18 protein-coding genes and 3 pseudogenes are annotated in these 21639 nt (G+C 60.1%); 15 read left to right on the top strand and 6 right to left on the bottom strand.

Translation table 11 applies throughout. From position 1 onward, the window contains the following. The 6 genes and pseudogenes from ACIO0C_RS29970 to ACIO0C_RS29945 all read left to right on the top strand — a co-directional run. Positions 1-146: pseudogene (locus ACIO0C_RS29970) on the top strand (electron transfer flavoprotein subunit alpha/FixB family protein); the annotation flags it as partial. Between the two features lie 25 nt (positions 147-171). Continuing rightward, a complete protein-coding gene (locus ACIO0C_RS29965) occupies positions 172-1017 on the top strand; it encodes a MaoC family dehydratase N-terminal domain-containing protein (protein WP_401317936.1) in 846 nt (281 codons plus the stop codon). Beyond that, positions 1014-1829, top strand: a complete 816-nt coding sequence (locus tag ACIO0C_RS29960; protein WP_401317933.1) for an HpcH/HpaI aldolase/citrate lyase family protein — start codon at positions 1014-1016, stop codon at positions 1827-1829. Before ACIO0C_RS29965 ends, ACIO0C_RS29960 begins: the two co-directional genes overlap by 4 nt. A 405-nt stretch (positions 1830-2234) precedes the next feature. Next, the gene (locus ACIO0C_RS29955) at positions 2235-3569 is read left to right on the top strand and encodes an MFS transporter (RefSeq protein ID WP_401317931.1); all 1335 of its coding nucleotides are present in this window, start codon (positions 2235-2237) and stop codon (positions 3567-3569) included. A 115-nt stretch (positions 3570-3684) separates the two neighbouring features. Beyond that, positions 3685-4890, top strand: coding sequence for an OprD family porin (locus ACIO0C_RS29950; RefSeq protein ID WP_401317941.1), 1206 nt, complete (start codon positions 3685-3687; stop codon positions 4888-4890). Between the two features lie 85 nt (positions 4891-4975). Then, positions 4976-5689 carry a GntR family transcriptional regulator gene (locus ACIO0C_RS29945; RefSeq protein WP_401317928.1) on the top strand — a complete coding sequence of 238 codons (714 nt, stop codon included), beginning with the start codon at positions 4976-4978 and terminating at the stop codon, positions 5687-5689. Between the two features lie 9 nt (positions 5690-5698). Here ACIO0C_RS29945 and ACIO0C_RS29940 read toward each other — a convergent pair whose 3' ends face one another. Both ACIO0C_RS29940 and ACIO0C_RS29935 read right to left on the bottom strand, forming a co-directional pair. Further along, positions 5699-6649 carry a PDR/VanB family oxidoreductase gene (locus tag ACIO0C_RS29940; RefSeq protein ID WP_401317925.1) on the bottom strand — a complete coding sequence of 317 codons (951 nt, stop codon included), beginning with the start codon at positions 6647-6649 and terminating at the stop codon, positions 5699-5701. A gap of 88 nt (positions 6650-6737) precedes the next feature. Continuing rightward, positions 6738-7796 (bottom strand): Rieske 2Fe-2S domain-containing protein, encoded by a 1059-nt coding sequence (locus ACIO0C_RS29935; protein ID WP_401317922.1) that lies wholly within the window; start codon positions 7794-7796, stop codon positions 6738-6740. A gap of 279 nt (positions 7797-8075) precedes the next feature. On the opposite strand from ACIO0C_RS29935, the gene ACIO0C_RS29930 reads away from it, so the two are divergent. The 4 genes from ACIO0C_RS29930 (at position 8076) to pcaG (ending at position 12331) form a co-directional block, all read left to right on the top strand. Continuing rightward, positions 8076-9413: an MFS transporter gene (locus tag ACIO0C_RS29930; RefSeq protein WP_401317919.1), complete on the top strand. Its 1338-nt coding sequence runs from the start codon at positions 8076-8078 to the stop codon at positions 9411-9413. A gap of 527 nt (positions 9414-9940) precedes the next feature. Further along, a complete protein-coding gene (gene pcaQ / locus ACIO0C_RS29925; protein ID WP_401317916.1) occupies positions 9941-10870 on the top strand; it encodes a pca operon transcription factor PcaQ in 930 nt (309 codons plus the stop codon). 126 nt (positions 10871-10996) lie between these two features. Beyond that, positions 10997-11716, top strand: coding sequence for a protocatechuate 3,4-dioxygenase subunit beta (gene pcaH, locus ACIO0C_RS29920; protein WP_008065619.1), 720 nt, complete (start codon positions 10997-10999; stop codon positions 11714-11716). A gap of 12 nt (positions 11717-11728) precedes the next feature. Continuing rightward, complete coding sequence (pcaG, locus tag ACIO0C_RS29915; RefSeq protein ID WP_401317912.1) at positions 11729-12331, top strand: protocatechuate 3,4-dioxygenase subunit alpha; 603 nt, start codon at positions 11729-11731, stop codon at positions 12329-12331. A 106-nt stretch (positions 12332-12437) separates the two neighbouring features. Here pcaG and ACIO0C_RS29910 read toward each other — a convergent pair whose 3' ends face one another. Together ACIO0C_RS29910 and ACIO0C_RS29905 are read right to left on the bottom strand one after the other, a co-directional pair. Continuing rightward, positions 12438-12836, bottom strand: a complete 399-nt coding sequence (locus ACIO0C_RS29910) for a DUF5329 domain-containing protein (protein WP_401317909.1) — start codon at positions 12834-12836, stop codon at positions 12438-12440. A gap of 43 nt (positions 12837-12879) precedes the next feature. Continuing rightward, on the bottom strand, positions 12880-14454 hold the full coding sequence (locus tag ACIO0C_RS29905) for a phospholipase D family protein (protein ID WP_401317906.1): 1575 nt from the start codon (positions 14452-14454) through the stop codon (positions 12880-12882). Between the two features lie 389 nt (positions 14455-14843). Here ACIO0C_RS29905 and ACIO0C_RS29900 point away from each other — a divergent pair, with 389 nt between their 5' ends. Next, positions 14844-16637, top strand: coding sequence for an alpha/beta fold hydrolase (locus ACIO0C_RS29900; protein WP_401317903.1), 1794 nt, complete (start codon positions 14844-14846; stop codon positions 16635-16637). Between the two features lie 142 nt (positions 16638-16779). On the opposite strand, the gene ACIO0C_RS29895 is transcribed toward ACIO0C_RS29900, so the two are convergent. After that, on the bottom strand, positions 16780-16902 hold the full coding sequence (locus ACIO0C_RS29895; RefSeq protein ID WP_401317944.1) for a hypothetical protein: 123 nt from the start codon (positions 16900-16902) through the stop codon (positions 16780-16782). 370 nt (positions 16903-17272) lie between these two features. Between ACIO0C_RS29895 and ACIO0C_RS29890 the strand changes: the two genes are divergently transcribed. From ACIO0C_RS29890 to ACIO0C_RS29880, 3 genes and pseudogenes are all read left to right on the top strand, one after another. Further along, positions 17273-17815 carry a DUF3455 domain-containing protein gene (locus ACIO0C_RS29890; RefSeq protein ID WP_401317901.1) on the top strand — a complete coding sequence of 181 codons (543 nt, stop codon included), beginning with the start codon at positions 17273-17275 and terminating at the stop codon, positions 17813-17815. A 146-nt stretch (positions 17816-17961) separates the two neighbouring features. Further along, a pseudogene (locus tag ACIO0C_RS29885) lies at positions 17962-18108 on the top strand (sigma factor); the annotation flags it as partial. Positions 18109-18239: 131 nt separating this feature from the next. Beyond that, positions 18240-18350: pseudogene (locus ACIO0C_RS29880) on the top strand (RNA polymerase subunit sigma-70); the annotation flags it as partial. Between the two features lie 34 nt (positions 18351-18384). On the opposite strand, the gene ACIO0C_RS29875 reads toward ACIO0C_RS29880, so the two are convergent. Next, on the bottom strand, positions 18385-20286 hold the full coding sequence (locus ACIO0C_RS29875; protein ID WP_401317939.1) for a potassium transporter Kup: 1902 nt from the start codon (positions 20284-20286) through the stop codon (positions 18385-18387). Between the two features lie 370 nt (positions 20287-20656). Between ACIO0C_RS29875 and ACIO0C_RS29870 the strand changes: the two genes are divergently transcribed. After that, positions 20657-21463 (top strand): lytic transglycosylase domain-containing protein, encoded by an 807-nt coding sequence (locus ACIO0C_RS29870; protein ID WP_401317898.1) that lies wholly within the window; start codon positions 20657-20659, stop codon positions 21461-21463. The last annotated feature ends 176 nt before the right edge of the window (positions 21464-21639 follow it).

Below are 21639 nucleotides of genomic sequence, written 5' to 3'. Positions count from 1 at the left end.
CGATCCAGCACCTGGCCGGCATGAAAGACTCCAAGGTGATCGTTGCGATCAACAAGGACGAAGAAGCGCCGATCTTCCAGGTGGCCGATTACGGCTTGGTGGCGGATTTATTTGAAGCGATTCCAGAACTGGCCACCCTGGCCTGATCACTGACTAAACGGAGCAAAGAACATGAGCAGCAGTTCCGATTTTTCCGCCTGGATTGGACGCCGTCAGGAAATCCAGGACCGGATCAGTTCAACTCTGGTCAGGCGCATTGCCGCGACATTGGGCGAACCGACACCCCAACCCGGAGAGCCGCTGCCGCCCCTGTGGCACTGGGCATTTTTTCAGGAGCCCGTGGTCGCCAGCGAATTGGGGCCCGATGGTCATCCAGCGCTCGGGGGCTTTTTGCCGCCAGCCCATCAGCGCAATCGCATGTGGGCGGGTAGCCGAATCGAGTTTTACCAGCCACTAAAGGTCGAGGCAGAAGTGACCTGTGTATCGACCATTCTCAACGTCGAGGAAAAGCACGGTCGCACGGGTTCCTTGCTGTTCGTCACGGTACGCCATGAGTTTTTCCAGGACGGCAAGCGCGCCCTGCAGGATGAACAGGACATCGTTTACCGTGAACCTGTGCCGCCCAAACTCACCGGTACCGAAACGCTGCCCGAAGGCCAATGGCAGGAACGGGTCGAGCCCTCCCCAACCCTGCTGTTCCGCTACTCCGCCGTCACCTTCAATGGTCACCGGATTCACTATGACTGGCCGTATGTGACAGAGACCGAGGGTTATCCGGGGCTGGTGGTTCACGGTCCGTTGATCGCCACGTTGAACTTGCGCGCCTTTACCAAAGCGCATCCCACCGCGCGCCTGGAGCGTTTCACCTTCCGCGGCGTACGCCCGCTGATTTCCCCGCAACCATTCGAGGTGGGCGGACGTGTGATCGAGAGCGGCAAGGCACAGGTCTGGGCTGGCAATCAGGACGGCACCGCACAGATCGGCGAGATCGAGTTCAGCAACGGAGCCACGCCATGAACACATCAATCGTTCGCTCCGCCCTTTTCGTGCCTGCCACTCGACCCGAGCGCATCCCTAAAGCGGTCGCCAGCGGCGCGGACCGGGTCATCGTCGACCTGGAAGATGCCGTGCAGGAAAACCTCAAGGAACAGGCCAGGGACAATCTTGACACTTTTCTGCGCGAAACCCCGGATGCGCGGATTCTGGTTCGGGTCAATGCCCCGGAGCACCGAGCCCATATGGCGGACCTGGAGCTTTGCCGGCGCCACGTTGGCGTCATAGGCATTCTGTTACCCAAGGCAGAAAGTGCGGCACAGGTCGCCACGGCTGCCGGTACCGAAAAACCCATCTGGCCAATTATCGAAAGCGCCAGGGGCCTGGCCAAACTTGACGAGATTGCCAATGCCCGAGCCGTCGAGCGCTTGTCGTTCGGCAGCCTCGATCTGAGCCTGGACCTGAACCTGACGACAGGCAGTGCTGGCGCTGAAGAAATTCTTGGCCACGCTCGCTACGCCGTTTTGCTCGCTACGCGAGTTGCTGGACTCGCTCCAGCGCTGGACGGGGTTTTTCCGTCGATTCAGGACACCGACGGGCTGCTGGGTGCGATGCAATTTGCCCGGGACATGGGCTTTGGCGGCGCGTTGTGTATCCATCCAACCCAGGTCGCGATCATTCATCAGGCACTAAAACCCGGCCTGGAAGAATTGCACTGGGCGCAGCGCATTATCGAAGCCACCCGTTCAGGTGAGGGCGTTTTCGTTCTCGATGGGCAAATGGTCGATGCACCGGTCATTGCTCGCGCAAAATCCATTCTGGCTCGCGCGACCTGATACAGCGCCGACGTCTGGAAAGACATGCACGCCGGGAGGCACACCGCTCATGAATTGCGCGGTGTGCCGAATTGACATCCGCCAGTAATGGATCCTTTATTCGAAACATAAAATCATGATCGATAATCGAACACTTTGTTATAGCTCATAAGTATTTGATTTATATTACTTTAATAAGAAAATTAGAAACCAATCGGTAAAAACCCAATCAAAACCACTTTTCAATGGATCCATATATTGATTGACTGGCACTGCACGGTGTCAGGTACAGCGCCTGCCCGCTCATAAAAATAACAAGGGTGTCGGGATGAATGACTTCTCAATCGGGCTCAAGCTTCGGCTTGCACCCACCAACGCGTGCCTTTCTCGCTTTGCCTTTACCCAGCCTCTTCTCGAGGGGCAGCCATGAGTGTCGATCTGAAGAGCGTGGTAGATGAGCGCCCCATGGCGCACTTCCAGTGGCTAGCGGTGGGCATCTGTATTGTCCTGAACATGATCGATGGCTTCGACGTGCTGGTGATGGCCTTCACGGCCTCGTCGGTGTCCGCCGAATGGGGCTTGAACGGCGCGCAGATCGGCTTGCTGTTGAGTGCCGGGCTGTTTGGCATGGCGGCGGGCTCGCTGTTCATTGCTCCGTGGGCGGATCGATATGGCCGCAGGCCGCTGATTCTGCTGTGCCTGCTGCTCTCAGGGGCCGGCATGCTGCTGTCGGCTCTGAGCCAGACGCCGCTGCAACTGGCGCTGCTGCGCGGGCTGACCGGCCTGGGTATCGGCGGGATCCTGGCCAGCAGCAACGTGATTGCCAGTGAATACGCCAACAAACGCTGGCGCGGGCTGGCGGTGAGCCTGCAATCGACCGGTTATGCCTTGGGTGCGACCTTGGGCGGGCTGTTGTCGGTGTGGTTGCTGACGCACTTTGGCTGGCGTTCGGTGTTCCTGTTCGGTGGCGCCGTGACCCTGGCGGTGATTCCCCTGGTGCTGCTGTACTTGCCGGAATCCCTGGACTTCCTGATCGCCCGCCGCCCGGCGAATGCACTGGCACGCATCAATCGACTGGCCGCCCGCCTCGGCCAGCCGGCACTGCGCGAACTGCCTGTCGCCCTCTCTGCGCCGATTTCAGGCCGTGGGCGCCTGGCGCAGTTGCTCTCGCCCGATTCGCGGCGCACCACGCTGCTGATCTGGCTGTTGTTCTTCCTGGTGATGTTCGGCTTCTACTTCGTGATGAGCTGGACGCCGAAGCTGCTGGTCTCGGCAGGGCTGTCGGCACAGCAAGGCATCAGTGGCGGTGTGCTGCTGAGCGTCGGCGGTATCTTCGGCGCCGCGCTGATTGGCGGCCTGGCCTCGCGTTGGCGGCTGACCCGGGTGCTGTCGCTGTTCATGTTGATCACCGCGGGCCTGTTGGTACTGTTCGTCGGCTCCGCTTCATCGGTATCAATGGCTCTCGGCCTGGGGCTGTTGATCGGGCTGTTCTCCAACGGTTGCGTGGCCGGGTTGTACGCACTGTCGCCGATCGTCTACGACGCTTCGGTGCGCACGACGGGGGTCGGCTGGGGCATCGGTATCGGACGCATCGGCGCCATCCTTTCGCCGACCGTCGCGGGCCTGCTGCTCGACAGCGGTTGGCAGCCACTGCACCTGTATGGGGTGTTTGCCGTGGTGTTCGTGATTGCCGCCATCGTGTTGCTGCAACTGCGGCCCAAGGTCCAGGCGCAACCGGGTGCCGCACTCAGCCAGGCCTGAACCGATAGAAAAAAACAGGTAGCGAGGCCCCGCCCTCGCTGCCGACTACACCTCCAGGAAAACAACAATAATGACTTACCTTTCTCTCCCGCCCCGGGCTCTGCTCGGCGGTGCAATGGCGCTTGCCCTGGTACCTTCGGCACAAGCCGAGAGCGGCGGCTTTTTCGAAGATTCCAAGACCAGCCTGATGCTGCGAAATTACTACTTCAATCGTGACTTCAACGATCCCGGCGCCAGCAAGAGCAAGATCGAAGAATGGGCCCAGGGCGCGATCCTCAAATTCAGTTCCGGTTATACCCCTGGCTTGCTCGGTTTTGGCCTGGACGGCATAGCGATGCTCGGCGTCAAGCTCGACAGTGGCCCCCAACGTAGCGGTTCGGAGCTGCTACCGGTGCACGACGATGGTCACGCCGCCGACAACTACGGGCGCGCCGGGGTGGCGGCAAAAATGCGCTTGTCCGAGACGGAGCTGATGCTGGGTGAGCTCATGCCGGATATTCCGCTGTTGCGCTACGACGACGGACGCCTGCTGCCACAGACCTTCCAGGGCACCATGCTGGTGTCCCGCGAACTCCCTGGCCTGAACCTGCAGGCAGGTCGATACACCGACGTGAGCCTGCGCAACTCCTCGAACATGCAAGACCTATCGGCCTGGGCGGCGCCTACCGTCATGTCGGACGGTTTCAACTATGCAGGCGCCGAGTACCGTTTCAACGAACAACAGACCCTGATCGGCGCCTGGCATTCGCAGCTCCAAGACATCTATCAGCAAAGCTATCTGAACCTGCTGCACAAACAGAAACTCGGTGACTGGACCCTTGGCGCGAACCTGGGCTATTTCGTCGACAAGGATGACGGCAGCGCCCTTATCGGCAACGTGCAAAGTCATACCGCCTACGGGCTGTTCTCGGCCAACCTGGGTGGCCATACCCTGTACTTGGGGCTGCAAAAAGTCAGCGGCGACACCGGCTGGATGTCCGTGTATGGCAGCAGTGGCCGCACCCTGGGCAATGACATGTTCAATGGCAACTTCAGTAACGCCGATGAGCGTTCGTGGCAGGCTCGCTATGATTACAACTTTGTCGCCGTCGGCATCCCCGGCTTGTTGCTGATGACCCGCTACGGCCACGGCGACAACGCCACCACCAGGGCTGGCAGCAATGGCAAGGAATGGGAACGTGACACCGAGGTCAGCTACACCCTGCAAAGTGGCCCACTGAAAAACCTCAGCGTGCGGATCAACAACGCCACCAACCGTCGCAGTTTCAACAGTGACTTCGATCAGACCCGTGTGATCGTCAGCTACCCACTGTCACTCTGACCCTCCCCACCAGGGGCGCTTGTCGCCCCTGCATCTGCCCCCTCCTTGCGTTACTATGGCGAACCACCCTCTGGAAGTCGCCTGCATGAGCAAACCGGGTCAAATGGTGCTAGTCGCACTGCGCAAAATGATCGCCTCGGGCGAGCTGGCGGCCGGCGAACGCCTGATGGAAATTCCGACGGCGGAACGTTTCGGCGTCTCGCGCATGCCGGTGCGCATGGCTTTCGTTACCCTGGAACAGGAAGGCTTGCTGGTGCGCCATGGCGGACGGGGCTATCAGGTACGCTCGGTGAGTGCCGACGATATCGCCGGAGCCGTCGAGGTGCGCGGGGTGCTGGAGGGTTTGGCGGCACGGCAGAGCGCCGAACGCGGTTTGAGTGAACAGGCGCAGGCGGCGTTGCGCGAATGCCTGGTGCAAGGCGATGCGCTGTTCGACAAAGGCTACGTGACAGAAGAAGACCTTGAGGCGTTCCATGACCTCAACATGCGCTTTCATCAGGTGATCGTCGAAAGCAGCGCCAACCCGGCCATTGCCGAAGCCCTGGCGCGCAACGACCATCGCCCCTTCGCTTCAGTGTCGGCGCTGGCGATCGATCGTGAAGACATGGCGCGCGAATACCGGCGCTTCAACTTTGCCCACATGCAACACCACTCGGTGTTCGACGCGCTGGTCAGCCGCCAGGGCGCACGCGCTGAAGCCATCATGCGCGAACACGCCAATGCGACACTGCGTTACGCCGAGGTCTTCGGCGCAATCAGCAATAGCGAACGGATGAAAGTGATCGCGCGCGGCGAATGATCGACTGGCTTAAAGATCCAGCACCAACAGCGCTGAGCGGGACCTCGAACAGCAGGGCGTGAACTGATCATTGGCAGCCTGCTCTTCCTCGGTCAGGAACAGGTCACGGTGATCGGGCACTCCTTCGAGCACACGGGTCAGGCAGGTTCCGCAGATGCCCTGCTCACAGGAAAGCGCAATCTCGACACCGTGGCTTTCCAGCACCTGGACCACCGTCTTGTCCGCCGGAATGTCGAACACCTGCCCGCTCCTGCCAAGCTTGACCTGGAACACGCCATCGGCAGTGGTGTCCACCGGCGCTGCGGCGAAGTATTCACGGTGCAATTGCCCCTCGCTCCAGCCCTGGGCCCTGGCGCTATCGAGCACATGCTGCATGAACCCTGATGGGCCGCAGACATACAGGTGCAAGTCGGGGCCCGGATTGGCCAGAACCCTGGCGGCGTCCAGTCGCGAATCGGCCTCTTCATCGAAATGCAGGTGCACGCGATCGGCAAAGGATGCGCCTTTGAGTCGCTCGACAAACGCCGCACGCTCACTGGAGCGAGCGCAGTAATGCAGCTCGAAATCGGCACCGCTGTGGGCCAGTTGCTCGGCCATGCAGAGAATTGGGGTGATGCCGATGCCACCGGCGAACAACAGACTGCGCCGCCCCTCGGCCACCAGCGGAAAAAGGTTGCGCGGCTCACTGATGAACAGCCGATCGCCACTGTTGATTTGCTCATGCAGGCTCTGGGAACCACCGCGCGAGGCGGTGTCCTTGAGCACGCCGATCAGGTAGCGATGGCGCTCTTGCGGGTGGTTGCACAGCGAGTACTGGCGAATCAGGCCGCCGGGCAGGTGCACGTCGATATGGGCCCCGGCACTGAAGCCGGGCAATGCCCCGCCTTGTGCACAAGTCAGCTCGTAGCTGCAAATATCCAAGGCTTCGTTGTTGCGGGATGTCACGACGACTTCAATCATGGCGCACCTTCAAGACCGGCCACCGCAGTGGCCGCGAACAGGATCAATGGGGGTGGATTGGCGTAGCGCTCAAGGGCGCTGCCCTTGGCTATTTGACCGCGGCAATCAGCTCTACAACCGGTGCGCGCTCACGGGCGATGAGGCGCTCCAGCACGCGCCTGGACTGCACGCCACCGGCATCGATATTGAGCTTGAGCAAGTTGCGCTCGGGATTGGCCAGCAGGTTTTTCTGCTGCTGTTCGAGCATGTCGAGGTCTTCGCTGAAAATCTTGCCCTGGCCCTCGCGGATGGTGGCGGTCAGGGCTTCGTCGTGGGGATTGAAATTGCGTGCCATGCCCCAGAAGTACCAGATCGACGTGTCGGTTTCCGGGGTAATGAAGTCGACCACGATGCTCGCGGCCTTGTGTTGCGGCTCGGCGTTGTAACCGCCCTTGCCGGCATGGGCCACCCCCACCTCGATCAGCACGTGACTGGGTGGACTGAAGCGGCAGATCTGCCAACGGTCCACCGGCACGTCGTCGGCCAGGTTGTTGCCACGCAGGGCCATGCGCCAGAACGGCGGCGCCATGATGTTTTCCATGTGCCGCGCGGTGACCACCTCGTCACCCTCGACGGTGGTCACCGGCGCCGCTTCATCGATCTCTTTCTGGCCGATGCTCGAGGCGTGCACGTAGGTTTCGTGGGTAAGGTCCATCAAGTTATCGATCATCAGTCGATAGTCGCAATTGATGTGGAACAGCCCACCGCCATAGGCCCACTCATCGCTGACCGCCCATTCCAGATGATGGATAAGCGCAGGGTCGGCCTTGTCCTGCTCCCCGGGCCAGACCCAGATGAATCCGTAACGTTCTTCAACCGCGTAAGTCTTGTTGCATGGAAAACCCCGTACGCGCTGGCCTGGCATTTCGACGGTCTTGCCGTCACAGCCCATCACCAGGCCGTGGTAGCCACAGACCAGGTTGCCATTCTCGACATAACCCAGCGAAAGGGGCGCGCCGCGATGCGGGCAAAAATCCTCGACGGCGGCAACGCGCCCTTCATGGCCGCGATAGAAGACGATTTTCTCACCGCATATCTGCCGCCCCAGGGGCTTGGAAGCAATCTCGTCGGGGGTGCAGGCGACATACCAGGTGTTTTTCGGATACATAGGAATCTCCGGGACAGGCTTGTTTTTATGGATCCATTGAAGCGGAATAACTTAATACCAGTCAAGCTTTTTACGGATAATAGGGATTTAATGGATCCATTAAATCCAAAACAACCCTATTCAACCCATCGAATCCTTGTGCAGGCGAAGCCCTCTGGCTGCCCCCGCCAATTGCCGCATGACGTCGGTACTGACTACGTGGACGACACTTTTGAAGTGAACCGCTGCAGCGCCTGCCTCGATAATCGATAGCTTACTGACGAACTGTCGAGGTCAAGCATGACGAGCACAACTACGGAACAGGTCAGCCCGAAAACACTGAGAAGAGTGATCGTGGCTGCCGGCATCGGCAATTTCGTCGAGTGGTTCGACTTCGCCGTCTATGGCTTTCTGGCCACAACCATCGCCCAGCAGTTTTTCCCCAGCGGCGATGCCAGTGCCGCGCTGCTCAAGACCTTTGCGGTATTCGCCGTGGCGTTTGCGTTCCGGCCCCTTGGAGGGATTTTCTTCGGCATGCTGGGCGACCGGATCGGCCGCAAGCGCACCCTGGCGATGACGATCCTGCTGATGGCCGGTGCGACGACCCTGATCGGCCTGCTGCCCACGTATGCCGCGATCGGGGTCACGGCGCCGATACTTCTGTCCCTGATCCGTTGCGCCCAGGGTTTTTCCGCCGGGGGCGAATACGCAGGTGCCTGTGCTTACCTGATGGAGCATGCACCGAGTGATAAACGCGCCTGGTACGGCAGCTTCATTCCGGTGTCGACATTTTCCGCCTTCGCCGCCGCAGCCGTGGTGGCCTACGCGCTCGAGGCGTCCTTATCGGCCGAAGCAATGGGCAGCTGGGGCTGGCGCCTGCCGTTCCTGATTGCCGCGCCGCTGGGCCTGGTGGGGCTTTACCTGCGCTGGAAGCTTGATGAGACACCGGCCTTCCAGGCAGTGACCGAGGAGCATGCCGTCGCCCACTCCCCCCTCAAGGAAACCTTGCGCAACCATGGCGCGGCCATCTGCTGCCTGGGCGCCTTCGTGTCGCTCACGGCGCTGTCGTTCTACATGTTCACCACCTACTTCGCGACCTACCTGCAAGTCGCCGGTGGCCTGAGCCGCGCCACCGCGTTGCTGGTGTCACTGATTGCCTTGCTGTTCGCCGCGGCGATCTGCCCGCTGGCCGGGCTATATTCGGATCGGGTCGGGCGTCGAATGACGGTGATGACCGCGTGCGCCCTGTTGATCGTGGCCGTGTATCCATCGTTCCTGATGGCCAGTTCCGGTTCGTTCGCAGCATCCGTCGCAGGTGTCATGCTCCTGGCGGTTGGCGCGGTGTTGTGTGGAGTGGTCACAGCGGCCTTGCTCTCGGAAACCTTCCCCACCCGCACTCGATACACCGCCTCGGCGATCACCTACAACATGGCGTACACGATTTTCGGCGGCACCGCCCCGCTGGTGGCGACGTGGCTGATCAGCACTACTGGCAGCAATTTGTCGCCGGCGTTCTACCTCATCGCGATTGCATTGCTGGCGTTGGCGGGTGGATTGGCATTGCCGGAGACGTCGAGGATTTCCCTGCATGATGTGCAGGTGGAGGGGAAAGGTGCGGGTGTGCGGGCTGTGGCCTGATCGCAGATTGTCGCCGATCCCATGTAGGAGTGAGCCTGCTCGCGATGGACGTCAACGATAACGCGTCCTGTCTGGATGATCGCGCTGTCTGGACGTCCATCGCCAGCAGGCTGGCTCCCACAGGGGATCCGGTACACCCGTAAAAGTCAGGTCGGCTTTAAGGCCGCCTCGCTTTGGCTTTGGATCTGGGTGCCCCGTTAACCACGATGGCCGAACGCAGGCATTGCGCAGTGGGGAAACCGGCAGGACGCCGGTTTAGCCGCGCTGGGCCAGGGATGGCCCATCGCGGCGACCCACGGAGCAATGCCGGAGAGAGGGCATGCCGAGCCCTAGCGAGGCACCGAGTGGTGGGGCAAAGCCTTTTGCTTACTTTTTGGCGTTTGAAAAAGTGAGTCGCCGTAAGGGCGAAACCATTAGCCGCCGTTACCGCAGCAATGGATATGCCCCCAAAAAATGGCCAGGACAACCACACAACCACTGCAAATCCAACAATAATAGAGGCCAAACCCTAAAGGCAGAGCCCCCGATTGAACATCGATAACCGAATCAAATTCCGTCATCTGCTGTGTTTTCTCGAGGTGGCGCGCCAGGGGAGCCTGGCGCGTGCCTGCGACAAATTGGCGATCAGCCAGCCGGCGCTGTCCAAGACCCTGAAGGAACTGGAAACCCTGCTCGATGCCAGGCTATTCGAACGGGGGAAAAAGGGCTCGACGCTGACCGAGGCCGGCGTGGCCTTCCTGCGATACGCAGGGCCGAGCGTGCAATCGCTGCGCGACGGGGTCAACAGTTTGCGCTCGGGTGTGCATGAGCCGATTACCGTGCAGCTCGGCGTGCTGTCCACCGTCGAAAGCCTGTTGGTACCTGAAGTAGTCTGCCGCCTGCACGACCGTCACCCGGCGCTGGTGGTCAGTGTCGTGACCGGCCCGAGTGCCTATTTGCTGTCCCGTCTGCGCGTGGGTGAGCTGGACCTGGTGGTCGGCCGGATGACCGACAGCCCACTGATTCTCGGGCTGGCGTTCGAACACCTGTACAGCGAATCCATGACCCTGGTGGTCCGTAGCGACCATCCGGTGCTCGCCGATCCGTCGGGGCACAAAAACCTCGAAGACTATCCGTTGGTACTGCCGTCGGCGGGGACGACGATCCGCAAATTCGCCGACAGCCTGTTCGTGCAGCACGGGATAACGCCGTCACGCCAACGCCTGGAAACCCTGTCGGTGGCCCTGAGTCGGCGCTACGTACTGTGCAGCCAGGCCATCTGGGTCGCCCCTTTGGACGCGGTCAGGCAGGACTTGCGCCAGGGTGAGCTGGTCGAGCTGGACCTGGGCATGCGTGAGCCGGGTGGTTCCGTGGGGCTGTGCACCAATCCTGCGGTGCCGGTGACACCGGCGGCGCAGTGGTGCGTGGAGGCACTGCGCGAGGTCGGCCAGGAGTATCGCGAAGGCCAGTATCCATAACCATCTGGATATGCATAAGGTCGATTTTTTCAATTTTACGGTGGGACATACAAGAGGACACTGGGCTACCAGTCGCTGCCAACCCAGTGCCTGCCTCCGTCCCACCATAACAATAGGAAAAACGACATGTCTGATGCGCACGACAGCCGCTTCGTCATTCGTGACCGTAATTGGCATCCAAAAGCCCTGACGCCTGACTACAAGACTTCGATCCTGCGCTCTCCCCGCCAGGCACTGGTGAGCATCCCCCAGTCTGCATCCGAGACCAGCGGCCCGGATTTTTCCCATCTGCAGATGGGTCGCCACGATAACGACCTGCTGTTGAATTTCAATCACGGCGGCCTGCCCATTGGCGAGCGCATCATCGTCGCCGGCCGGGTTTGCGATCAGTACGGCAAGCCGATTCCCCATACCCTTGTGGAGATGTGGCAAGCCAATGCCGGTGGTCGTTACCGGCACAAGAAGGACAGTTACCTGGCCCCCCTCGACCCGAATTTCGGCGGCGTTGGCCGTGCGTTGACCGACCGCGATGGCAACTACAGCTTCCGCACCGTCAAGCCCGGCCCCTACCCATGGCGCAACGGTCCCAACGATTGGCGCCCTGCGCATATCCATGTCTCCATCAGTGGCCCGTCGATTGCCACGCGCTTGATTACCCAGCTGTATTTCGAAGGTGATCCGCTCATCCCCATGTGCCCGATCGTCAAGTCGATCGCCAACCCGGACGCGGTGCAGAGTTTGATCGCACGGCTGGACATGGGCATGGCCAATCCCATGGATTGCCTGGCTTATCGTTTTGATATCGTCCTGCGCGGCCAGCGCAAGACCCACTTCGAAAATTGCTGAGGAGGCCTGCGTATGCCCGTTCAACTTCTGCCTGAAACCCCGTCGCAAACCGCCGGGCCTTATGTGCACATCGGCCTGGCGCTGGAGGCCGCCGGCAACGCGCCGCGCGAGCAGGAAATCTGGAACGAGATGGCCAGGCCTGGCGCGCCAGGCGAGCATATTTTAGTGTTGGGTCACGTGTATGACGGTAATGGTCACTTGATTCGCGACGCGTTCCTGGAGTGCTGGCAAGCCAATCACGACGGCGTCTACGACAGCGCGTTCGACCTGGAAAAACCCTTCAATTGCTTTGGCCGTACCGCGACCACCGATACCGGTGAATGGACAATCAAAACCGTCAAGCCCGGCAGGCTGAAAAACGCCGCGGGTGTGTCCATGGCGGCGCATATCAACGTGGCGCTGTTTGCCCGGGGCATCAACATTCACCTGCACACCCGACTGTACTTCGACGACGAACCCGAGGCGAATGCCGCAGATCCGGTGCTGAACCTGATCGAACAGCCCCATCGACGCGAATCCCTGGTCGCCCGGCGCTGCACGGTGGACGGCAAGTTGGCGTACCGCTTCGATATTCATCTTCAAGGTGAAGCGGAAACGGTGTTCTTCGACTTCTGAGGACGCGATGCTGGCAGGCAGCAGCGGTTCTGCCGGTACCTGCTGATCGACTCAAGCCGGGGTCGATCAGCCAGCTTCGCCTCTGTTAGTCAGACTTGAGACACTATCAATGAAGTTGCCGTTGCCTCTGCAGTTCCCTCTTCAACCAGGTGCTTGCCGGTTCTACGCCTTGCGGACAGCGCACCTCATAGGCGCGGCCACTCATACTGCTTTTAGTGGCCGCAAGATCGATAAAGTCTTCTGCGCTGTTCACCAGGTTCTTGCCTTCGAGATAATTCAGTTTCTTTTCCAGATGCGTCCGAGCGCGGGGACCCGGGTATTCGCTGCCGTTGCGCACAAACTGACACTCACTGTGTTCGACAAAGTCCAGCAAGCCCTTTATTTCCTGGGTTGTTTGAGGTGTGGCTTGAGCCTGCACATGATTGACGATTGCGATGAGGCTAATACCCGCAACCATCATCAACTGGCTGATAAGCCGCGCCGTGCCGCCTATCCACGTCCGCATGATTCCCCCTGGTCCTGAAAGTGCAATGAATGGAGATCTGGCCCTACAACATTTTCTCCAACCCGATCGTGCTGCTAAGCCACCCATTGAAGTGTCGCCACCAACTCCCCGGTTCCCTGGTCAACGTATGCTGTTTGCCGTCATCCTCAGTGACCCAGACCAGTTGATTCTTTTCCAGCAGGACATGGTAACTGAGATTCGGTGCCATACCCTCCAGGGCCAGTTCGCGCACCCGTGCGGCGAGTTGCGGATTGTCCACCAACACTCCGACTTCGGTGTTCCACAATAATGAGCGCGAGTCGAAATTGAACGAGCCGATAAACGCTTTCTGCTGGTCGAAAATCATCGCCTTGCTGTGCAGGCTGGAGTCGGAACTGTTGGAGGATCCGCTGTGAAACAGGCGCGGTCCGCTGTCGCTGTCGTCATTGTCGCCGGACTGGCGGCGTAACTCATACAACTGCACGCCATGCTCCAGCAGGGTTTTGCGATAAGGGGCGTAACCACCGTGCGCGGCGGGCACATCGGTGGCTTCCAGTGAGTTGGTCAGCAGGCTGATCGATACGCCGGCGTCGGCACGATTGGTCAAGTACACCACCCCCGGTTGGCCCGGCGCCATGTAGGCCGACACCAGGATCAGCTCCTTGGTGACCCCGTCAAGCTCGGGGGCCAACTGGGTGGTCAACAGCAGGTGCGCGGCGGGTTCGCCCTTCGACAAGACCTTGCTCGGTGCATCCCACATTGCCGTGTTCCAGGCCCAGATCAACTCCCGGCGCCAGACATGCAGGCGTGGGTGAGTGGTATAGGTCATCAATTGTTGGTAGAGGGCATGATTCTGCTTGCGCGTTTCCTCCAGGGATTCGTCCAACCGGGTCCGGGTATTTTCCAGGCCCCTGGTTGTCGGCCTGATCGAGAGAAACTGCTCGATCGGCTTGCTCAGGGCACTGTTCCAGTACTGGTCAAAACTATGCCCCAACTGCTCTGCAACCGGGCCGACACTGAGCATGTCGATGTCGGTGAAACTCTTGTTAGGCTCGGCATCGAAATACTCGTCCCCCAGATTGCGCCCTCCGACGATGGCCACGCTGTTGTCCACCACCCACAGTTTGTTGTGCATGCGCCTGTGTTGCCGCGACAAGTTGAACAGTCGGCCCATCGTTCGCGTCACGACGGTGCTGCGGCCCAGGTGCAGCGGATTGAACACGCGGATCTGCATCCGCGGGTGCGCAGCCAGCGTCGCGATAATCTTGTCCAGGTCATCGCTGGTGGTGTCATCGAGCAGAATCCGCACGCGGACTCCGCGGTCGGCGGCGTCGAGCAGTTCGCTGACAAGGATCCGCGTACTGATACCGTCGTGGACGATGTAATACTGCAAGTCGAGGCTGCTTTGGGCGTTGCGAATCAGCTCGGCGCGGGCGGTGAAAGCCTCGGCACTGTCCGATAGCAAGCGAAAGCCCGATTGGCCCTGATGCGGGGCTGCCTGGGCCTGGATGGAACGACCGAACGCCGAATCGCTCGCGGGCAAGGCCTGACTGGGTTCGTGAGGGACATTGAGGGTCGTGCAGCCACCAAACAGCAAGGCGAGCAACAGAAGCGCAAGCAGGGGCTGTTTGATTCTCACGGAGCGTGCTCCGGGTGGTGGCGATCAGGGATGCCGGATCCCGAAGAAGGGTCAGCTGGTTTCCTTGCGCACTGGTTCTTCGATCGCCGGGGTTATTTTTGCAGCGTAGTCCATCCGCCGGGGTATTTGCCCCAGGCGCAAAAGATATTGCCGACAACCATCGGTAAGAAAAAAACCAACTGCCAAAGCTTATGAAAATGACACCGCGACGCATTTTCGTAGCCACCACCTTTCCCCGCAAGCCACCCGCTCAACTCATCGGTCCCCGATCCCCCTTGTCATGAAATGAAAAATCGCTGTCGTGCAATGCGAGGTGGCCGCCCCCGCTGCACCCTAGAGTCGGAACAAAATAACAACCGGGCCCAGCACCCGGAAACACGAGAGCCGTCATGAGCAGATCCACCCGAACGACCGAGTCCACAACCCCCACCCAGCGTACCCCGGCAACCGGCCGCAAACGTCGCACCCGCAAGGATGACGATCTTGCGGGCGATACCCTGCAACAAGAGCTGATCGGCACGGCTGCCAACCAGACCCTGGCAGCCAACCCGCTGGTCAGCGTGCGCGCGGCGGACCTGGCGAGCTCCGCCGGTTACCTGCTCAAGGCCGTGGGCAAGTCGCCGCTCAAGGCTGGCGCTCATCTGGGTGGCTACCTGAAGTCGCTGCGCGGCATCGTCGGCGGCAACTCCAGCATCGCGCCGGACCCTAAGGACAAGCGCTTCGCCGATCCGGCCTGGCAATCCAACGCCTTCCTGCACGCGCTGCTGCAGAGCTACCTGGCCGGCCAGAGTGAGCTGACCCGCTTCATCGAATCCACCGACCTTGCCCCGCTGGAAAAGAGCCGGGCCCGATTCGTCGCAACGCTGCTGGCCGATGCCGTGGCACCGAGCAACTCGCCGCTGACCAATCCGGCGGCGCTGCGCAAGCTGGTGGACACCGGTGGCATGAGCCTGGCCAGGGGCATTCGCCAATTCGGCGAGGATATGCTGCACAACCGTGGGCTGCCGAGACAAGTCGACAGCACGCCGTTCACGGTGGGGGAAAACATCGCCACGGCCAAGGGCCAGGTGGTGTTTCGCAACGAGATGTTCGAACTGCTGCAGTTCGCGCCCACCACCGAGAATGTCTATGCCCGGCCCTTGGTGATGTCGCCGCCGCAAATCAACAAGTACTACGCCATCGACCTGTCGCCGGAGAAAAGCCTGATCAAGTGGATCCAGGACAGCGGCGTGACCCTCTTCGTCATCAGCTGGCGCAACCCCACCCGCGAGCACCGCGACTGGGGCTTGTCCGATTACGCGCTGTGCCTGGACCAGGCGGTGGACGTGGCGCGCAAGATCACCGGTAGCCCGGATGTGAACATGTGGGGCTCCTGCTCGGGTGGCATCACCATGGCGGCCTACCTGGGCTGGCTGGCGACCCGTGGCGAAGGCCAAAAGGTGGCCAACACCAGCTGGGCCGTGTGCGTACTCGACATGCCCTCGGCGCTGGACGACACCACCCTGGGGCTGTTCACCACCCCGTCCGCCCTGCGCGCGGCCAAGGCCAGTTCCCGGCGCAAGGGCGTGCTGAGCGGCCAGGGCATGGCCCGCATGTTCGCCTGGATGCGGCCCAATGACCTGATCTGGAACTACTGGGTCAACAACTACCTGCTGGGCAACAAGCCGCCGGCCTTCGACATCCTGGCCTGGAACGACGACACCACGCGACTGCCCGCCCAACTGCACGCCGACTACCTCGACCTGGTCCAGCAGAACCCCTACAGCAACCCGAACACCCTGGAGATTGCCGGCGAGTCGATCGACATGACCCAGGTGAAAGTGGGCGCTTATGTGGTGGGCGGCACCACCGACCACATCACCCCTTGGCAAGGCTGCTACGGCACCGCCCGGCTGTTTGGCGAAGACGCGACCTACGTGCTGTCCAACGCCGGCCACCTGCAGAGCCTGGTGAACCCGCCGGGCAATCCCAAGTCGTTCTACTACGCGGCGCCTGCCTCTGAGGAGACCCCGCAAACCTGGCTGCAGAACGCCGGCGAGCGCCAGCAAGGCAGCTGGTGGCCGCATTGGCGCGAATGGATCGGGCAGCGCTCGGGCGAACAGCTGCAGGCGCCGAAGAAGCAAGGCTCGCGCAAGTACCCGCCCCTCTGCCCCGCCCCTGGCACCTATGTCATGGAGCGTTGAGAGCTGAGCCCACGGCGTTTTCCCGTAGGAGCGAAGCTTGCTCGCGATGGACGTCAACGATGACGCGGGCCGTCTGGATGAACCCGTTGCCTGGACGTTTTTCGCGAGCAGGCTCGCTCCTACAGGTCCTCGGTACGATCTTTCAGGGCGGATCAATCTGATCCAGCACCCGGTTCGCGGTGATCTGCGCCCGCATGATGCTGTTGGAAATACCCAGCAGCGCATGGCGATCGACACCGTCCAGATGCACGTTCGGCGGCATCATTGGGTGCGCGAGAGCGGGTTAAAGGCGCCATGACGATACGATTTTTGAGCGTGGTGTCGCCCATGCGCAATTCTTCGAAGAGTTTCGACATTGGAGTTTCCATATTTGATCGAGCGGGAGGACGCTCAGCTGAGCGACAGTGCAGACGTGTCTTGAACTCGCGCCAAAAGTCTGATGAGTTGCAGCGATGGGTCCATGCTCACTTCGGACTTGTGGTGCAACAATCCGCTCACATCGCAAATCTCAACGCACGCTGCAACCCGTCCTGTACTGATATTTTTTCAATCAGCTGCATCCAGTTCGTCCTCCAGCGGGTAGTACAGGTAGTAGCCACAGCTGCTGAACTGATTACCTTTCTGGAGAGATTTGCATGAACGCTAAACGATTCCTGGGCATCGTCAGTACTACGCTTACTGCCACCTGCTTGTTGGTCACCGTACCAGCTGCCTATGCGCAAACAGATCTGCCCGACAGCATCAAGGTCCCGGACGGTCATAAGGTCGCGCTGGAGACCGTGGGCGTGGGGGAAATCACGTATGAGTGTCGCGACAAGGCTAATGCCGCCGGCCAGACCGAATGGTTTTTTGTCGGACCCAAAGCGGTGCTCAATGATCGCAGTGGCAAACCGGTGGGCACCTACTTCGGACCGCCTGCCACCTGGCAAGCCAAAGACGGCTCTAAAATCACCGGGACGCAACTGGCTGTTGCACCCTCAAGTACCGGCGACCTCCCCTATCAGTTGGTCAAGGCCAACCCTGCTGAAGGCAAGGGCGCCATGAACGGCGTCAGCTACATCCAGCGGTTGGCCGTTAAAGGTGGCGTAGCCCCCAAGACCGAATGCACCGCCGCGAACAAAGGAAATCGAGAGGTAGTCACATATCAGGCCGACTATATTTTTTGGGCCGCCAACTAAGCCGACAATTCAGAACAGGTTGTCAGCGCACAAACTCGTCGACTCTGCTCCGATGGAACCCCAGCCCTATGGCTGGGGTATTGACCACCTGTTGGCGGCTGAAAACCTTGTCCTTACCAGAGCCCTGTTTTGACTAGGAAGCCTGCCTGATTGCTTGCGCCCGAGGCGAGCGGCAAGCGTTGCGGGACTTGTATCAGCAGGAAAGTGCTCGTCTTCTGGGGGTCGCCAAGCGAATCGCTCGCGATAACGCCTTGGCTGAAGACATCGTGCACGATGTCTATATCAGGATATGGTATGTATTAGGCACGTTGCCGGCCGAGCAACGCATCGAGGTACAAAGGCGTCTGGCTGAGGACGACGATTTGCGAGCTGCTGTAGATGCATGGGAACAGCGATTGTTTGCGTTGAATGAACTGGCTGAACCCTGGAACCCAACCAGATCTTTGAATTGACTCTGGAAAATCCCAATGGATCGCAGACCGGCAAACCCACAGGACCGGTACAATTCATCGGTCGGGCCGTTAAAGTGATCTGACCATGAGCCTTTGGATGAAAAGGCCGCAGATCCTTTACATCTCTACCTGAGTTCCCAGTTCAATCACTCTGTTGAGCGGCAGTTTGAAATACTTGAGGTTGCTGTTGGCGTTCTTCAGCAGAAACGCGAAAAGACTCTCTCGCCAGCGCGCCATCCCAATGCGCCTGGTGGGGATCACTGTCTCACGACTGAGGAAATAGGTCGTGCGCATCGGACTGAAATCCAGCTCACTCAAGTGACAAAGACCTAACGCCATGGGGACGTCGGGTTCCTCGATGAAGCCGAAGTGGAGACTGACCCGGAAAAACCCTTCGCCATAAGCTTCCACCTCAAACCGCCGGTCCGCAGTCACCCGAGGACTGTCTTCCGACACCACGGTGAGCAACACCACTTGCTCGTGCAAGACCTGGTTATGCAGCAAGTTGTGCAGGAGCGCATGAGGAACCGCATCTGACCTGGCTGTCAGAAATACCGCCGTACCTTGTACGCGATGGGGGGGCTGCGCACAGAGGCTGCCGATGAATAGTGGAAGTGGTAGCGCGGTTTCATCCAGGCGCTCAACAATGATTTTCCTACCCCGCTTCCAGGTCGTCATCAAAATGAACAGGCCTATGCCGGCAATCACGGGAAACGCACCACCCTGGAAAATTTTCGGCGCATTGGCGGCGAAATACAGGCTGTCGACCAGCAGAAAGCCGAGCAACATCGGGATGCCCAGCCAGCGCGGCGTTTTCCACAGCAACAGAACAACCGCCGAAGACAAAAGAGTGGTGATCAACATGGTGCCCGTTACCGCAACCCCATAGGCAGCGGCTAGCGCACTGGACGATTCGAAGCCGATAACCAGCAGCACAACACCGACCATCAACGCCCAGTTAACCGTACCGATGTATATTTGCCCCTGCTCCTGGCTTGAGGTGTGCTGGATAAACATGCGGGGGACGTACCCTAGCTGGATGGCCTGGCGCGTGAGGGAGAACGCACCAGAGATCACGGCTTGAGAAGCAATGATGGTGGCCAGCGTGGAGAGCGCGACCATCGGCAGCAATGCCCAGCTTGGTGCGAGCAGATAAAACGGATTGCGCACCGCTTCCGGGTTGCCCAGGATCAAGGCGCCCTGGCCGAAATAATTGAGCACCAGGCCCGGCAACACCAACATGAACCAGGCACGTGCAATGGGTTTGCGACCAAAGTGTCCCATGTCGGCATACAGTGCTTCAGCACCGGTCAATGCCAGTACCACGGCACCCAGAATCGCAACGCCGATGCCCGGATGAACCACGAAGAACCGCACGGCCCAAGCAGGGTTGAGTGCCTGCAGCACCTGCGGATTGTGCAAAATCCCGTAGATCCCGAGCGCGCCCAACACGACGAACCACAGCACCATGACCGGGCCAAACAGGATGCCGATACGAGCAGTGCCATGCTTCTGGATCAGGAACAGCGCCACCAGCACGATCACCGACAGAGGCACCACCCAGTGCTCTATTCCATCAAATGCCAGCTGTAGCCCTTCAACCGCAGAGAGCACCGAAATAGCCGGGGTAATCATGCTGTCCCCGTAAAACAGCGCCGCCCCGAACAGGCCGAGCAGAACCAGCACCTTGCTCATACGCGGAAAAGGTGCTGCCGCACGACGAGCCAAGGCGGTCAATGCCATGATGCCGCCTTCGCCCTGGTTGTCTGCACGCAGGATGAACAATACGTATTTGATCGAGACGACCCAGATCAGTGACCAAAGAATCAACGACAGAATGCCTAGCACTGCGTCGTGATTTACCTGAACACCATAGTGACCGGAAAACACTTCTTTGAGCGTATAGAGGGGGCTGGTGCCAATGTCCCCGTAAACCACTCCGACTGCAGCGACGAGCAAGCCCCCTCCTGAGGTTCTGGATGGGGAGTCTGGGTTTGCAACGGTAGCTGTCTGACTCAAAGGGCGCATCTCTCAATTCACGGGGAGGTACTGCACGCCCATCCTTGAGCAATACATTTTCCAGGGCCCATCGAAAAGGCAAGGCGCATGGACGATCCAATAAATCGCGGACAGTATCGTTGCGGGCAAAATCACCTACCGTAAAAAAAGCGTAAAAAATTGACGGCAGATCCGAGCTTGATTGTTCCGCAGACTGAACACCACAACGGTTTGGGAACGCCGGCAGCCCGTACGTCCACGCAAGTTCCAAGGCCGGTTACAAGGGGTATAACTATCAGAACAAAGGCGGTCACCCGGAACAGGCCCTCCAAAGACAGCGCCCGGGCCAGGCGCCCCAGCCTGATCGGCGTCTGCGGCGCGGAGCGATGTGATGAGTTCCAGAGCATGGCGATGGGCTCGCAAGAGCCTTCTTGGCTGCATCGAGCTGGCTTTGCTGGCCGCGCCACTGTGCGCCAGCGCCATGTTCAAGTGCCAAGCCCGGGACGGAGCCATCAGCTACACCAGCCAAGCCATCGCCAGCGCCCGCTGCACTCGCCTCAATGGCGCGGCGGGCGCCGATGTCGACGCCAAGGCAAAGGCCCTGCCACGGGTTGTGCAGGACGACACCCCAGGTGCGATGCGGATTCGGGTGTACACCTTTATCCATAAGGGTGTTCGTCAATATGTGAGCCGGCGCCCCGTCGGGATCTCCGCACGGGTCGATGTCCTTGAGCTCTATTACATCAAGGGCTGCTATCTGTGCATGGCGCCGAAGGATTTCAAGGTGACCTCACTGCGCCTGGACACCCGATCCTATCGGCGGGAGATCGAAGCAGCTTCCGGACATTATGGTGTCGACAGGGCGCTGATCCGTGCGGTGATACACGCCGAATCGGCGTTTCGCCCCAACGCCATTTCCGACGCCGGCGCCCAGGGGCTGATGCAGTTGATGCCCGCCACCGCCGAGCGCTTCGCCGTGGACGATCCGTTCGACGCACGACAGAACATTCGTGGCGGCGTGCGCTATCTGGCCTGGCTGCTCAAGCGCTTCAACGGCAACCAGATGCTGGCGTTGGCAGGTTACAACGCCGGCGAAGCGTCCGTGGCGGAGTACAACGGGGTGCCTCCCTACGCCGAGACGCAATCCTACGTCACCCTCGTGCAATCCTTGACCGAACGCTATCGCAAACAGCCCTAGTACCCTAGGGAGCATAACCCGGAACAGGTATTACGCCGGGCGGGGAATGGCTCGACCGACCGTCCTCGCTCACCGGTAGCTATCGACCCATTGCGGTCATTCCATCTGAGGCGATGAGCTGGATGGCGTATACCAGTAAACTCTGGAGTCGACATGAACGTGTTTTTGCTTCTGAG

It is taken from the genome of Pseudomonas sp. NPDC087336 (assembly GCF_044744285.1).
Lineage (GTDB): Bacteria > Pseudomonadota > Gammaproteobacteria > Pseudomonadales > Pseudomonadaceae > Aquipseudomonas.
This window is presented reverse-complemented; position numbering and strand designations above follow the sequence as displayed.

Bases quoted from the DNA above. Each gene is read 5' to 3' on its own strand.
- ACIO0C_RS29965 (WP_401317936.1), top strand. From the start codon at position 172: ATGAGCAGCAGTTCCGATTTTTCCGCCTGGATTGGACGCCGTCAGGAA.
- ACIO0C_RS29960 (WP_401317933.1), top strand. From the start codon at position 1,014: ATGAACACATCAATCGTTCGCTCCGCCCTTTTCGTGCCTGCCACTCGA.
- ACIO0C_RS29955 (WP_401317931.1), top strand. From the start codon at position 2,235: ATGAGTGTCGATCTGAAGAGCGTGGTAGATGAGCGCCCCATGGCGCAC.
- ACIO0C_RS29950 (WP_401317941.1), top strand. From the start codon at position 3,685: ATGGCGCTTGCCCTGGTACCTTCGGCACAAGCCGAGAGCGGCGGCTTT.
- ACIO0C_RS29945 (WP_401317928.1), top strand. From the start codon at position 4,976: ATGAGCAAACCGGGTCAAATGGTGCTAGTCGCACTGCGCAAAATGATC.
- ACIO0C_RS29940 (WP_401317925.1), bottom strand. From the start codon at position 6,649: ATGATTGAAGTCGTCGTGACATCCCGCAACAACGAAGCCTTGGATATT.
- ACIO0C_RS29935 (WP_401317922.1), bottom strand. From the start codon at position 7,796: ATGTATCCGAAAAACACCTGGTATGTCGCCTGCACCCCCGACGAGATT.
- ACIO0C_RS29930 (WP_401317919.1), top strand. From the start codon at position 8,076: ATGACGAGCACAACTACGGAACAGGTCAGCCCGAAAACACTGAGAAGA.
- pcaH (WP_008065619.1), top strand. From the start codon at position 10,997: ATGTCTGATGCGCACGACAGCCGCTTCGTCATTCGTGACCGTAATTGG.
- pcaG (WP_401317912.1), top strand. From the start codon at position 11,729: ATGCCCGTTCAACTTCTGCCTGAAACCCCGTCGCAAACCGCCGGGCCT.
- ACIO0C_RS29910 (WP_401317909.1), bottom strand. From the start codon at position 12,836: ATGCGGACGTGGATAGGCGGCACGGCGCGGCTTATCAGCCAGTTGATG.
- ACIO0C_RS29900 (WP_401317903.1), top strand. From the start codon at position 14,844: ATGAGCAGATCCACCCGAACGACCGAGTCCACAACCCCCACCCAGCGT.
- ACIO0C_RS29895 (WP_401317944.1), bottom strand. From the start codon at position 16,902: ATGATGCCGCCGAACGTGCATCTGGACGGTGTCGATCGCCATGCGCTG.
- ACIO0C_RS29890 (WP_401317901.1), top strand. From the start codon at position 17,273: ATGAACGCTAAACGATTCCTGGGCATCGTCAGTACTACGCTTACTGCC.
- ACIO0C_RS29870 (WP_401317898.1), top strand. From the start codon at position 20,657: ATGAGTTCCAGAGCATGGCGATGGGCTCGCAAGAGCCTTCTTGGCTGC.